Origin of the sequence: Micromonospora sp. U56, assembly GCF_018070095.1 — a bacterium.
In the GTDB taxonomy this organism is placed as follows: Bacteria; Actinomycetota; Actinomycetes; order Mycobacteriales; family Micromonosporaceae; genus Micromonospora; species Micromonospora purpureochromogenes.
Map to the genome: position 1 here is coordinate 81,163 of NZ_JAGPYL010000009.1, position 12,723 is coordinate 93,885.

Below are 12,723 nucleotides of genomic sequence, written 5' to 3' on the forward strand. Positions count from 1 at the left end.
CACCTTCCCGTGCACGGCATCCGCAGCGCCCGCCGTGACGGCCCGTCTTCGGAGCCGTGCCAGTTGATGGCGGATGACGGATACATGCCAGAGCAGGACGCACCCCCATCCGGGCTCTCACCTGAAATCCGGCATGCCGGAATTCGAAGGATGTAACGCACACCGGACGTCGGACGCATGTCAAGGTGGAAGGCCGGGTGCGCGGCCTCCACGACCGGGCGGGACTCGCCCCGACCCCCCGCAGCCCCGCCCGGTTCCAAGTCCGAACAACACATCAGGACGCCGTCGGAGGGCATCCCATGATGGCTAGATCGACACGCCGCACCGCGCCGCCGCTGTGGCCCGACCGCCGGGATGCGGTGGCACTGCCTCCGGCCTGGAATCAGCCAACCCAGCCTCTCCCGGTGCAACGGCAGCACACCCAAGAGTGGTCACCGTACGTCACATTTAGCGGCATCATCGGGCTGGTTACCTTCTTCGCCATCCTCGTGGCTGTGCTGGCCCGCTAATCGGGACAACGGACCCTGGCAGAGGTGCAGCTGGCATGGGCGAGGCGAGGATGGCCGCCCGTGCCATACCTACAGGCTGTCCTGAACCTATGGATTGCCGGCAAGTCGGTTGCTGGCGGCTGCGTGCGCAGGTCACAAGCTCTGGCCGGCTGGGCTCAGGCTTTAGCGATTGGGTGGGTTGCTGTACTTCTGCGCTGTACGGCAATCAGGTCGGGACGAGGCTTCGACCCCCGCCCGGGGGAGCCGGACACATGCCGTCGGGTAAGGATGTCCCGGTGGCTGTTGTGAGTGCCGTCGACCGGCTTCAGTGGCGGGGCTGGCTGCTGGTTGCTGATTGCGCCGCAGTCGTCTCGATCGCGCCATGGCATCGGACGGGTTGGTCTGGGGCGTGCTTCGGCCTCGTGGCGACGGCACTGCTGTGTGGGCCGCTCTTCGCCTGGCTGCTGTTGACACGCAAACCGCGGTGGGGCCTACCGGTCGGAGCGGCGCTGCTTGGTGTGCTGGCTGCGGTGTACCTGACGTCGCAGGTCTTCCTGGCCGGGCCAGTCCGGCCCCCGATGGCCGACTGGGGCATCCCGTTCGTGGTGCTTGCTGGCGCTACGTGCTTCGTGGCCGGCGCGTGGCAGAAGTATGCGCCGCGCTCAACGGCTAGCGTGTCGCCGCCCGCTGATAAAGATCCGGAGCGCAGGCGGTGGCGTGCAGGTTTTGGCACCGCTGCCCTACTGGCGACAGCCATCCTCTTCGCGTGGGCCGCCTACCAGCTCGCTCTCGGCGACGGCGCGGAGCCCGAGGCGAAGGTGGAGCCCTACCGTGCGGAGGTACTGCCGCTGCCTGACGGGTGGACGGTCCTCGACGAGGAGGAAAGTTGCGGAAGCGGCGGCTGCTACGGGCTGACGCTGACAGTGACTCGTAAGAGATCTGGCGCTGATCCCGCCGGCGAGCTACGCAGGCAGCTCCACGACCACGGCTGGTCTAAGGAGTGCGAGCCTGTCGGCGGTTTCCTGCGAGTCCTCGGCTTCGTCGACTGGGGCGGTCATTGCGTCTCGGTCGAAGCGGTAAACCCCACCACAGCGAAGATCGGGATCCATGTCCATGCGGGGTGGCCGAAGGGGCAAGCGTAATCCGGTAGTACCCGCAGCGTTGCTGCCGACCGTTCCACGCCGGGCCCTTCCGGTCCAGGAAGTGCCTGGTTGAGGTGCGCCGGCCGGGATCCCGGCAACATCTCGCTTACAAGTTCTGGGCGCTTCGTCCCGCAGCGTCCGTCCACGTACGCCACCTCGGGTGACGGTCCGCGCTCGGCCGCCGGCGGCTGCCCTCGTCCCGGCTCGTTGCTGTCACCGTTGCTGTCGACAGCTACCCCGCGTCGCGAGCCGGGCACGCCGCTCCACTCGCCACCCAACGAACCCGTAGGCCAGGAGAGGGAACGCGACCAGGAGAAAGCTGCCGCCCGCAGCGAGGAGCCACGGCAGGGCTCGATCCCACTCTGTCCGGTCGACGACCGGGTCACCCCATGGTGGTTGGGGCTCCAGGAACGCGGGAGCACAGCACAGGACCACGGCAGCTGAGACAAGCATCAGGGTGCCGGCGATGAGCGTGAGGCGAGGCCGGGGCACATCTGCATGCTCGCAGAATCCGGCGTACAGGTCGACTCGTCCGTCGCCCACCAGGCCAATCGCTGTCAAATGGCGGCTGGCCTGCCGTTTCTTCGGTGTTGCGGGGTCGTCGGTCATCTTTGGTCGGCGTTTTACGGCCCGTTGACGGCCCAGACGGCCCAGAGACGGCCCGGCACGTCAGTTTGGAAGGTGCCTAACCTCAGACCCGGAAATGGGCTCCCCAGCCGACGGCCAGAGTGACAAACTGCAGGTAACAGCTATGGCCCGCCGTGCTCCCACCCCGCGCCACGGCTTTGATTACGGGCCTCGGGGCGGTTGGCGTGTCCATTTTCCCGCATGTGCGGCGCCCCGAAGGGACCCAGGAACAGCTTGGGAATCGGGTTGATCCGCACGGTGGGTAGTCGGGCTGCCTGGCGAGTGAGCACAGAACGTTCAGCTTGCAGCTGCCGGGGTGCCGCTGTGGGCCGATGTTGACCGCTACATCGGGCACGCATCGGGCACGGCGGCCGCTTCGGTTCGAACTCCCATCGTCAGCGTTGGTCAGTTTCCGTATCCCGGCAACCAGGGCAGCGAATCGACCTCGTCCGCTCGCCCCTGCAAGACCATCCTGAAGAGGTCCAGCATCCCGGCCCGCGAGTAGCCCTCCATGTGCAGCGGGCCGCGGGCTTCGTCGTGATCCTCCCAGATCACAAGCCCTCGGCTTCCCTCGAACGCCGACACGCTGTACCCAGCCTCGTTATCGCTGATCCACACATCAGGGTGCTCCGGGTCGTCGGCCTCTAGCTCCTCAAGCAGATCCGCGAGCTGGTCAATCGAAGAAACCTCCTCGCTGCTTCCCCAACGATGCTGGATCGAGCAGCGAGACGCACTCGGAACGTCAGCCATAGCAGCGATCCTCGCCTACGCCGAGAGTGCGACATGCCCCGGTGCCAACCGCATAGACCCTGACCCTTCGGTGTGAAGGAACCACTAGCCGTCGATGAGCTGCGGCAGCAGCAGGGCTGGACTGTCCGAACGGTCCACCGGAGTCCATGGACGTCCGGCGTTGCCCGCGCCCGTCGTCACCCAGTTGGTCACCCAGCTCGGGTGTCAGACGTTGACGCGGAACTTAGAGCGGCTGTCCCGCCACCAGCGGGAACGGCGCGCACCGTCTGCTCGCACGGCGTCTCAGGCCGCCATCGCTCAGGGTTAACTGACGTTGTTTCACGGCGTCTTGTGCCCCATGTGCGCCTCAGAGCGTGGTCAGCCGCGCGGAGGGCTGGGAGCATCCTCGTCGTGATATCTCTACCTCAGCCCGACGACCTCACGTCGCTGGTTCTCCGTACGGACTTCGCCGACGACGCTGCCTGGGAAGCCCTGAAGACGGCCTTGCACACCTGGGGGGGCCACGACAGCGCAACCTGCGTTAGCGACCCGAACTACGCGAGCCTGAGCCTTCAAGATCTGGTCGACGCGGACAACGCCGCGAGCCACGACGATAAGCTGATTTACCTTTTCTTCGCCGATGCGACCACGATGACCGACGTCGAACGTCCGCTGCTCGCCGTCGATTTGGCCCACGAGCCCGGCCGCACCTTCCGGGTGCCACCCCGCTGGTTCACGGACGTCTCGGCCAACCTCACCATCGCGAATCTGGACTTTGACGAGTTCGCTGACGCCGCCGACAGTTCCGGCACGTACCGGGGCCTCGACGGGGACTGAGCGCCCTGGTCTGGGCCTTCGCGTGAAGCTGGTAACCAGAATCGAACCTGCACTGTCAGACCCGAAAATGGGCTCCCCAGCCGACGGCCAGAGTGACAAACTGCAGGTAACAGCTATGGCCCGCCGTGCTCCCACCCCGCGCCACGGCTTTGATTACGGGCCTCGGGGCGGTTGGCGTGTCCATTTTCCCGCATGTGCGGCGCCCCGAAGGGACCCAGGAACAGCTTGGAAATCGCAGCCCCGGAGGGTGGTGTTGGCTGGTGGTGGAAGGGTTGCCCACCCGGCGAAGGTGTGTGGCGATCCGCCGTTGGCCGATGTTGACCGCTGTATCGGGCACGCTACGGGCACGGGATTGCGGTGGCTGTTACAGGGGTGGGGCTTACTGAAGTCGGATGTTGCGGTACTGGATGCAACCGTTGTTGGCTCCCCGCGTGGAGATCACCTCGACGATCTCGGCACCTGTCGCTCCGGTGACGCGCACCCGATAGCTGCGTCCATGTCCGTCGACCCATGATGACCAGGTGCTCGACGACTCAATCTCAAACGACCGGATCGAATCGGCCTGCTCGGCCTGCTCGAACGAGCCTCGATCGACGCCGGTCTCGTCCGTACAAACTAGTGCGTGCGCCGCGTTGTAGTCACCGCGGGCGAGCGAGTCGAGATACGTCTGCACGGTGCGGTCGCTTTGGGATCGCTCCTCGCTGTTGCGCCAGCTGTTTACCCCCACCGTCACGCCACATAAGGCGGCCAGCCCGGCGAGGAAGCTAAGCAAAGTGACCCAGCTCCGTCTGCGCACATCGTGGATCATGACATAGAGCCGCACCGCTGTTGATTTACGGAGGGGCGGTTCGACTTCTTCGTCCCGAAGGAACTTGCGGGTTGGCTAGTGCAGCCTCGACATGAGGGATGAGCTGCGGAGACGGTCCACTGGCGTCCGTGGCTGTACAGCAGTGTGTTTGCCGGTCGTCACTCGGTTAGTCACCCAGACCTGCCCTGGCCTCTTGAAGTGCCTACGTCCGTGGGCGAGCCGCCAATCGGCGGCGTCCTGTGTAAGTGTCAGTTGTGCTCAGGACAGGCCGGCTCAGTAGGGGCTGCGGATATTCGGACGAATATCTCTCCCGGCAGGTCCGTCGGTTGCCGCGGCTGGGGGACGGGCGAGTTACCTGGGCCGCGTACATCAACCTGGGCCCTCAAATCCGGCGCGCTCAGTAGCAGGTAGCTGGTGATCCCGCGAATTTGCTTGCAGTAGCGGAGCGCGACATCGCCATAAGGTGGGGACGGCGCCGCCACCGGTTGCCAGCCCTCGGCGGCGACCGCTGCATAATACGCCTCGGTCAGCGCGTCGAGGTCATACCGGTGCGGTACGGACAGCCGCAGGTCGGCCGCCGTCTCCGTGGGATCGTCGGGCCAGTCCGGGGCGACGAAGCAGGCCACCGATCGCTGAATCCCGGATACCGCCTGCGCCCCGTCGGGCCGGATCGCGAACACCGGGTCACTGGCGTACTGATCGAGCAGGCCCGGCTCGTCGGGCGGCGGGGTACAACCGGCCGCCTGGTTGTCGGCGGAGCAGCCAGGCAAGCCGACCGCCACGGCGACCAGCCCGACCGCAATTGCGGGACCGATGGATGCCTTCCGCCCAGCCACGGCAGTCAGCACGAGCCCGGCGGATGAAACTCGCCGTCCGCCCAGGCCATGTCGTAGAACCCTGCACCCCGAATCTCACCGACGCACTCCCGGCCCCGGTAGAGCCGCCAGGTCTGCGCGTGGGGCTCGGCTCCTTGCATGCCCGCACTCTACTCGCGACGACCGGCCATGCGCGTCAAGCCAAGCTTGACGGCGCTACGGCCGGGCCACACGACGAGGCCGTGGTGGGGATGCGGCGCGCGCATCTCGGGCAGGCCTCCGCCTGCCGGCAACGCCGGCGCGAGGGGTCGCAGAGGCTCCGGGGTCAAGGGCGGCCCGCAGGGCCGTCGCGCAGCGATGCGAAGCACCCTTGAGGCCGGAGGGGCGGCCCCGCATCCTCCGCGCCGCATCCTCACCACGGCCGGCGGTGACCCGCCCCACGGCGCGGCGTGCGACGGCCGCCGCGCCCCGGCCGGCTGCCGGCCCACGAACCTCCACCACTCTCGGCGCTACCGTCTGCGGCGGCCCCGGGCTTCCCGCTGTCCGCGCCAGCCGCCGGGCGTGTTGCGTGGCCGGCGTGGAGCGACAGCGGAGCGTCGGACGCGCGCCCCAGGCGGCGGCGCGTGCGGCCCGTTGCTGGCCCCCTTGAAGACGTACAGGAAGTTTGAACCACATCGCCGGCGGCCGGCTGTCCTGCGCCGGCGGCCGGCAGCCGGCCTGTCCGGTCTCAGGAGGTGCGTGACAGGCTGGGCGACTGGCTATCCCACGGAGACCAGCGTCAGGGATCCGTCGCCAGGGATGGTGATGTCAGCGGCCAGTGCGCCGTCGCTTCTCGTCGCCTGCAGCAGGGTCCTGTTCAGGCAGTGGCGACTACGCGGGTCCGTCAGGGCACACGCCGGTAGCTCCGCCATTCCGACGCGGTTGGCGTAGTCGCCGCCATACGCATTGCCGAATCCCCAGTAGTAGACCCGCAGGTGCACCTGAGCCGCCTCGGCCAGGTCAGCCTCGCACGAGAGTGCCAGCAGTGCGCCCTTCGCCCCCGTCGATTTCCTGGCTTCCGGTCCAAGGACTGTCACTCGTAGCGAGGTTGGCGACGACGCAGACACCGGGGTGAGCGTCACCGGGAGATCTCCGACCTTGGTCTCGACCCCGGATACCGGCACGACGGCACTCGCTGGCCCGGGCAACACAGTACGTTCGGGGGTCCACGTCACGTCGGTGGGGTATCGCGTTGTCGGCACTACTGAGGGCGTGGTCACCGGAACGGAGATTCTGGTCGGGTCGTGTGACGAACTGGCCGATGGCGTCGGAGAAAGGGCCACGGTGTGCGCCGCCGGCACCAAATGCGTTTGCCGTGCCAGCGCAGAACTGGGCGGAGTCGCACAGCCGCTGCCGAAGGGGCGGACGGTGACGATCACGGCTGTCGCGACGGCCGCGAGTAGCACCGTCGAGAGGGACAAGGCCAGCAGTGGGCGCGATGGCCATGCTTGGCGTTGGAAGGTCGGCGAGGCGCGAGCGTGCTTTGGTTGAGCCATTGGAGTTCCCCCGCTCCACTACGGACTTCGCCACCGGGCAGGTGAGCGACAAGATCATAGCCGGACGGATCATCGATCATCGGACACCAATGGTCAAGGTCGCGCTCCTCACGAAAGAACGGCTGCGCACGGCATGATCAACTGCCTGCAACCGAACACGAGCCCAGCTCGCCCGGATAGGGAGTACTCCTTCGCGCGCTAGCCAAGAAGTTCCGGCTTCAACCGTGGCCAGACGTGACGGCCCGGCGCTGCGACCTCTAAGCGCAGCACAGCGGTGAGACGGTGCATGCATGCTTCCGCACGTGCCGCGGCTCGCCTGTGCCCACTGGCGACTGCCGCTGCAACACGCAAAAGGGTAGACCAGCCAGTGTGACACCAGTGTTCCGAGCCAGATATCCGCTCATGCCGCCGACCGACCGCTACGCACTGTCACCACAACGGATCAAGTCGGCACCCGGTCGTGCCGAATTGAGGATGTTCGATCAAGGCGTCGGGTGGGGCCGGTCAGGCGGGCCAGGAGCTCGCTTGACTGCGGGCTCGGAACCTGAAATCGCCGGTCGCTACCTGACCGGTGGGCGGCGCATCGCGATGTGGGTTGGGCCGCCGGGCACGAGGGGCAGCGCGTCGTCGACGATGGTGAAGCCGAACCGTTGATAGAACGTCACGTTGTCCGGGTCGGAGGTCTCCAAGTAGCAGGCGGTGCCGGCGCGGTCGGCATGTCGAAGTCCCGCAGTGACGAGCCGGGATCCGTGGCCGTGGCCCTGGTGCCTCGGACGTACTCCGAGCACGACGAGGTACCAGTGCGGCTCGGTGGGGTGTGCCCGTGCGGCGTTGGACCCTAGGCGCATGAAGGTGGGGAAGGACCGGGGCGCGGCGATCATGGTCTGGATGAGTGTCGGTACGGCCCGCGCCTGCCGGGTGCCGATCCAGGGGAACGCGCCCGGAGGCAGCCAAACCGCGACGGCGGCCGTGGCGCCGGCATCGGTACTGGCGTACACGGAGCCGAATGGGATCGCGTCGCGCACGGTGGCTTCGAAGAACGGACGCAGTGCCTGCAAGCGGCGCCGAGGGTCAGGGAAGACGTGGCGGAATGCCGGGTAGGCGGCGTGGCTTGCGATTAGCACGTCCGCTCCTTGCCGGTGCTGTCCGCGGCGAAGTCTGATCGCGCCGGCGTTCACGGCGCAACCTCGTCGCCGATAACGGTAGGGATGGTCACGTTCGCGGTGCGGGCGCGGTGGGCGAGCCACTTGATCAGCGGCGCACCGACCGCTATTGGGATGAGCCAGCCCAGCCGCGCATGCCAGGCCATGGCAGCTTCAGCGTTGTTGGTGCGAAGGATCGGCGTGATTTGCTCGTCCACGAGCCCATGGTGGCAGACGAGAGCGCTGACCCGAATGCGGGACATCCGCACATGCCGCCGACCGTGCGTCACGTGGACGACTACGCCGTTGTGGCTCCGGCAACGGCGTTGTGCTGCTGGTTTGCTGCGGTGTGCCGGACGACCTGGGTACCGGCGGTCGTGGTGGTCACGAGTGCCACGGATGCGGCGACCAGCAGCAGGGTGGTCTCGGCCAGGACGGTGCGCATGTACTTGCCCCCGTTTGCGGTGGCGGACAGGTACTGCACGGCTGCGATCAGGTTGAGGGGTACGGCGATGGTGGCGCTCATCCGCCACCACGCCACTGGCTCTGTGGGTGCGACCGGTGGTCCGGTGCGCCGGGCCCGGATGGCCCAGTTGGCGACGCCGGCCCAGGCGGTAAGCAGCGTGAGAAGCAGCAGACAGAACATCGCTGCGGACAGCTCGCGAAGCGGCACGATGGTGTCGAGCATGTCCACCGCGCCGGACCCGTCGTGGGTCACTACGCCGATCCGGTGCTCGTACGCTGCGAGGGCGACGATGGTGTGGAAGACGTCAACGACCGTGAGGGCGACAAGGGCGGTCACGGCGGTGCGGGCACCGGGCATCTGGCGACGATAGCTGAAGGGGAAACATCGCTTGAGCGCTGATCCTTGGTTCACGGGTCGCCTCGTAGAGTCCACGCTCACGTGCACAGGTCTGGCACCCCTCTGTGTCATCCATGAAGGAGCGGGGCCGGTCAAGGCTCGGGTTCTGACCGGCTGACGTTGATTTTTCCGGTTCCGGCAGTGGGTTTCGGGCAGGCGTGTGTGCGGTGCCGGGGTCAATGGCTGGGTCGTAGGCCCACCCCGCAGGGGCGTGGCCTTGACGCCGGCGCCGTGCGCGCCATGCTGGTGATGCCGGAAGGCGTTGTGGGTGTGGTCGCGTCACCAGGTTCCGGCCGATGTCGGAAGGGCAGGCCGAGGGGTTCGGCTGCCGGTCATCCATTCGCCCACGGGAGTCGGGGCATGGTGGTTTGCGACCGTGACCGGACGGGGTCAATCAAGCGGGCGGCCTCGCCGTCGGCCGACGGGGGTCAGACACAGAACGACCTCGCGTCCGGTCACGTCCGAACCTGCTCACGCCGCCGCGGTGGCTGGTGCGAGGGCGCGGATGTGCCCGTCGCGCAGGCCGTAGTAGACGAGGGTGAGCAGCTTGCGGGCCACCGCGACGGTGGCGATGTTGCGTCCACGGCGCTCGGCGATGGCCGCCCGTCGGGAGACCAGCCAGCCGGCGCGGTGCGGGACGCTGTGGGCTGCCTCGACTGCGGCCCACCGCACCAGGGTGGCGCCTTGTTTGGTGATCCGTCCCCTGTGCACGACAAGGTCGGACTCGCGGTGGCGTGGGGTCAGCCCGGCCCAGGAGGTCAGCTGCGCAGGGCCGGGGAACCGGTCGACCTCGCCAATCTCGGCGACGAACACCACCGCCAGCACCGGGCCGACACCGGGGATGGCCTGGATCGCCGGGTAACCGGGCTGCCCGGCGAGCCTGGCCCGGATCGGCCCGGCGACCGCGTCGATCTCGAAATCGACCGCGTCGATCAGCCGGCACAGCGAGGACACCCGGCCCCGATACGCCCCATCCAACGGCGCTCGGGCCAGCAGCTCTCGCCCGCCGACACCGAACAGATCCGACACCGGGATGTGCACGCCCTGCTTGGCCAGCACCGCGTGCACCGACGCCTTCAACCCCGAACGCCACGCGACGAGTTTGGCCCGATACCGCACCAGCTCCCGCAACTCGCGCACCGCCGGCGGGGCCACATACGCCTCCGGCAGCCTGCCCATGCGCAGCAGATCCGCCAGGTCGGCGGCGTCACGGGCGTCGTTCTTCACCCGCCGGTAGGCGAACCCCTTTACCCCCAACGGATGCGCCAAATGCACCCGGGCACCGGCTGCGGTCAGCACGTCCACCGCCCAGTACCAGCCGTAGGTGGCCTCCAGGACCACCTCCGGGTCGGGGCCGGCCTTAACGATCTCCAACCCGAGCGCGACCGGGTCGTTGTCGATCCGCACCGTGTCGAGTTTCTCGCCCGTCTCGGTCATCCGCACGATCACCGACCTGCGCCGGTGCAGATCGATACCCACGATCTGCCGGCCGTCGTACTCTGCCTGCATGAGGGGCCTCCTTCGTCGTGAGACGTGAGCACCCCGAGCATCCCGCCCGGGACCCACGAGGAGCGAGGCCCCGCTCCTTCATGCCATCAAGAGGCCGCAGCGAGGGTTGTTCTAGGCTGGGTGTGGCGGGTCCGGAAAGTGACTTTTCGGAAGTGTCGATCTCGGGGTTCAGGTCGGCCGCGCTGGATTGCAGAGTCGCCCCCGCGTGTCCTCCCGGACCCGTCCTGACCAGCTTCGCGTCGGCCACCATCTGCCGGTAGACGATGTCGGACAGCCGCCGTTTCAGTGCCCGTAGGGCCTCCATCGGGGTCTTGCCCGCGGCCAGTCGGTCGCGCACCGCGCCGACCTGGTCGAGGACTGGGTGCGCACCGTCAACCGACTGCGCCGACTAATGGTCGGCATCTCGCCAGCCTTGGAACGGGCGCTGATCATCACCAACATCGCGACGCTGGTCCTGATCGGCGCCTACCAGACTCCGCAACAGATCCGTGCCGCCGGCCGCGACCAGCTCATCGCACATCTACGTCGGCACCGGGCGGTGCAGGCCGCGAAGCTCGCCGACCAGGTGATGGCCGCGGCAACGGAGCAGGACCTCACGTTGCCTGGGCAGGACACCGCCGCCGCCCTCGCCGGTGAGCTGGCCACCCACCTGCTGCAGCTGCGCAGGCGCATCAAGGACACGGACAAGGCCATCGAGGCGGCGTTTGCCGCGCACCCCCAGGCCCGCATCATCCCCAGCCTGCCCGGAATGGGGCCGCTGGTGGCGGCGGAGTTCACGGTCGCGGTCGGGGACCTGTCCACCTTCGCCAGCCCTGACCATCTCGCCGCCTACGCCGGCCTTGCGCCCGTGGCCCGCGATTCCGGCAAACGCACCGGCAACCTGCACCGCCCGCAGCGTTACAACCGGCGGTTGCGGCACGTGTTCTACATGTCCGCTCTGAGCACCCTGCGAATCAACGGCCCGAACCGCGACTACTACCAGCGCAAACGCGCCGAGGGACGCAAACACCAGCAGGCACTGATAGCCCTCGCCCGCCGCCGCGTCGACGTCCTCTGGGCCCTGCTCCGCGACAACCGCTGCTTCCAACTCCAACCACCATCAACGACGCCCGCCTGAAGCCCGCCAAGGCCCCGCACCTTGACAACCGCCATTGAGACTCGTCTTGTAGGGCGCTCCACCTTGTCCCCGTTCAGGGAGGCTGGACGGTCTACGACTGCCCGACGAGGAGATCCTTCAGGACCGCCCCGACGGTTTACCTGTTCTACCCTCGGCGAATGCCGCAGCAAGTCTTTGCCCGCATCGCCGTAGTCGGCGCGGTGCTGGTCGGTGTTCTGGTGCTATGTGGCCTCGCCGTCCAACAACTAGCCGAGCCGATCGAGAGCCCGGGCGCGCGGGCGATCGAGTGCACGGAGGCCGATCATCGGTTGGCCGAGCAGCTGGCACGAGACCGGGTGCTGACCTCTCCTCAATCCGGCACCACCCTCCACCGTGTCGATCAGGCCCCGTGCGGGGATGAAAGCGACGATTGGGGGCGCGTTTCGGCGGACATCAGCTTGCCGCCGGGCACGTCGTTGGAACCGGTCATTGACCACTACCGCACCTTGTTGACGGCAGGTCATTGGAGGATCGCCCTGGAGCCAGGAGGGTGGAATCTGCTTTGCGCCGACCGGACAACGAACGGGCAGCAGGTCCGTCTACTCCTTGGGTATGGGCGTGCTACGCCAGGCCCGCGCACCTACGGCGAGCTCACGATTGACATCAGCTTCAAGCCCGGTGGGGAAGACCTTCGCTGCCACAGCTGACGGGGCGATCCAGCTAGGAATCCGGGGGCGGCTCGGGCCATCTGCGGGCCAGTAACCGTGGCGCGCAGCGGTCACGAGCGGGCGCGAGAAGAAACCCGGCGAGCGGCCGGTCGCAGGCGTTTCGGGCATCATGACCGGTTGAGCGCGCTCTTCCAGACTCGTATATCGGTGAGTGAGTGGGCAGGCGGCAGCGCCCGGCGTAGCGCAGCGGAGCCGGGCTGTGGGTTTGTTGCGGTCAGGCCGCGTTGGGTAGATCGGGTTGGGGCTGGAGGGCGACCTTTTGACCGGTGAGGTGTTCGAGCTGGCGGATGAGGTCGCGTTGGCGGCGGTGCTTGTCCATCCGCGATTCGTAGAAGCCGGGGCCGAGGTCCTGGTAGCGGGCTTCGGGGTTGGTCAGCAGGTGCCAGACGATGGTCAGCACCGAGT

12 protein-coding genes and 1 pseudogene are annotated in these 12,723 nt (G+C 67.6%); 4 read left to right on the forward strand and 9 right to left on the reverse strand.

Annotated elements, in window-relative coordinates; genetic code table 11:
* The first annotated feature begins 784 nt into the window (after window positions 1–784).
* Window positions 785–1,630: a hypothetical protein gene (locus KBX37_RS06160; RefSeq protein WP_210774946.1), complete on the forward strand. Its 846-nt coding sequence runs from the start codon at window positions 785–787 to the stop codon at window positions 1,628–1,630.
* Window positions 1,631–2,662: 1,032 nt separating this feature from the next.
* Here KBX37_RS06160 and KBX37_RS06165 read toward each other — a convergent pair.
* Window positions 2,663–3,007, reverse strand: coding sequence for a hypothetical protein (locus tag KBX37_RS06165; protein ID WP_210774947.1), 345 nt, complete (start codon window positions 3,005–3,007; stop codon window positions 2,663–2,665).
* Window positions 3,008–3,397: 390 nt separating this feature from the next.
* Between KBX37_RS06165 and KBX37_RS06170 the strand changes: the two genes are divergently transcribed.
* Complete coding sequence (locus KBX37_RS06170; RefSeq protein WP_210774948.1) at window positions 3,398–3,823, forward strand: hypothetical protein; 426 nt, start codon at window positions 3,398–3,400, stop codon at window positions 3,821–3,823.
* 379 nt (window positions 3,824–4,202) lie between these two features.
* On the opposite strand, the gene KBX37_RS06175 is transcribed toward KBX37_RS06170, so the two are convergent.
* From KBX37_RS06175 to KBX37_RS06205, 7 genes are all read right to left on the reverse strand, one after another.
* The gene (locus KBX37_RS06175) at window positions 4,203–4,646 is read right to left on the reverse strand and encodes a hypothetical protein (RefSeq protein ID WP_210774949.1); all 444 of its coding nucleotides are present in this window, start codon (window positions 4,644–4,646) and stop codon (window positions 4,203–4,205) included.
* Window positions 4,647–4,879: 233 nt separating this feature from the next.
* Window positions 4,880–5,479 (reverse strand): hypothetical protein, encoded by a 600-nt coding sequence (locus tag KBX37_RS06180; protein WP_210774950.1) that lies wholly within the window; start codon window positions 5,477–5,479, stop codon window positions 4,880–4,882.
* A gap of 725 nt (window positions 5,480–6,204) precedes the next feature.
* Complete coding sequence (locus KBX37_RS06185; RefSeq protein WP_210774951.1) at window positions 6,205–6,567, reverse strand: hypothetical protein; 363 nt, start codon at window positions 6,565–6,567, stop codon at window positions 6,205–6,207.
* 974 nt (window positions 6,568–7,541) lie between these two features.
* The gene (locus KBX37_RS35565) at window positions 7,542–8,159 is read right to left on the reverse strand and encodes a GNAT family N-acetyltransferase (RefSeq protein WP_210774952.1); all 618 of its coding nucleotides are present in this window, start codon (window positions 8,157–8,159) and stop codon (window positions 7,542–7,544) included.
* The gene (locus KBX37_RS06195; RefSeq protein WP_210774953.1) at window positions 8,156–8,341 is read right to left on the reverse strand and encodes a hypothetical protein; all 186 of its coding nucleotides are present in this window, start codon (window positions 8,339–8,341) and stop codon (window positions 8,156–8,158) included. The genes KBX37_RS35565 and KBX37_RS06195 overlap by 4 nt, the downstream gene beginning before the upstream one ends.
* A gap of 80 nt (window positions 8,342–8,421) precedes the next feature.
* On the reverse strand, window positions 8,422–8,946 hold the full coding sequence (locus KBX37_RS06200) for a hypothetical protein (protein ID WP_210774954.1): 525 nt from the start codon (window positions 8,944–8,946) through the stop codon (window positions 8,422–8,424).
* Between the two features lie 510 nt (window positions 8,947–9,456).
* The gene (locus KBX37_RS06205; protein ID WP_210774955.1) at window positions 9,457–10,494 is read right to left on the reverse strand and encodes an IS110 family transposase; all 1,038 of its coding nucleotides are present in this window, start codon (window positions 10,492–10,494) and stop codon (window positions 9,457–9,459) included.
* Between the two features lie 361 nt (window positions 10,495–10,855).
* Between KBX37_RS06205 and KBX37_RS06210 the strand changes: the two genes are divergently transcribed.
* The gene (locus KBX37_RS06210; protein WP_210774956.1) at window positions 10,856–11,611 is read left to right on the forward strand and encodes an IS110 family transposase; all 756 of its coding nucleotides are present in this window, start codon (window positions 10,856–10,858) and stop codon (window positions 11,609–11,611) included.
* A gap of 158 nt (window positions 11,612–11,769) precedes the next feature.
* Entirely contained in the window at window positions 11,770–12,297 is a 528-nt protein-coding gene (locus KBX37_RS06215) for a hypothetical protein (protein ID WP_210774957.1), read from the forward strand.
* Window positions 12,298–12,532: 235 nt separating this feature from the next.
* On the opposite strand, the pseudogene KBX37_RS06220 reads toward KBX37_RS06215, so the two are convergent.
* Window positions 12,533–12,723, reverse strand: a pseudogene (locus tag KBX37_RS06220) (hypothetical protein); the annotation flags it as partial.

Excerpts from the sequence above, each read along its gene's own strand:
- KBX37_RS06165 (WP_210774947.1), bottom strand. The coding sequence starts at position 3,007 with ATGGCTGACGTTCCGAGTGCGTCTCGCTGCTCGATCCAGCATCGTTGG.
- KBX37_RS06205 (WP_210774955.1), bottom strand. The coding sequence starts at position 10,494 with ATGCAGGCAGAGTACGACGGCCGGCAGATCGTGGGTATCGATCTGCAC.
- KBX37_RS06200 (WP_210774954.1), bottom strand. The coding sequence starts at position 8,946 with ATGCCCGGTGCCCGCACCGCCGTGACCGCCCTTGTCGCCCTCACGGTC.
- KBX37_RS06215 (WP_210774957.1), top strand. The coding sequence starts at position 11,770 with ATGCCGCAGCAAGTCTTTGCCCGCATCGCCGTAGTCGGCGCGGTGCTG.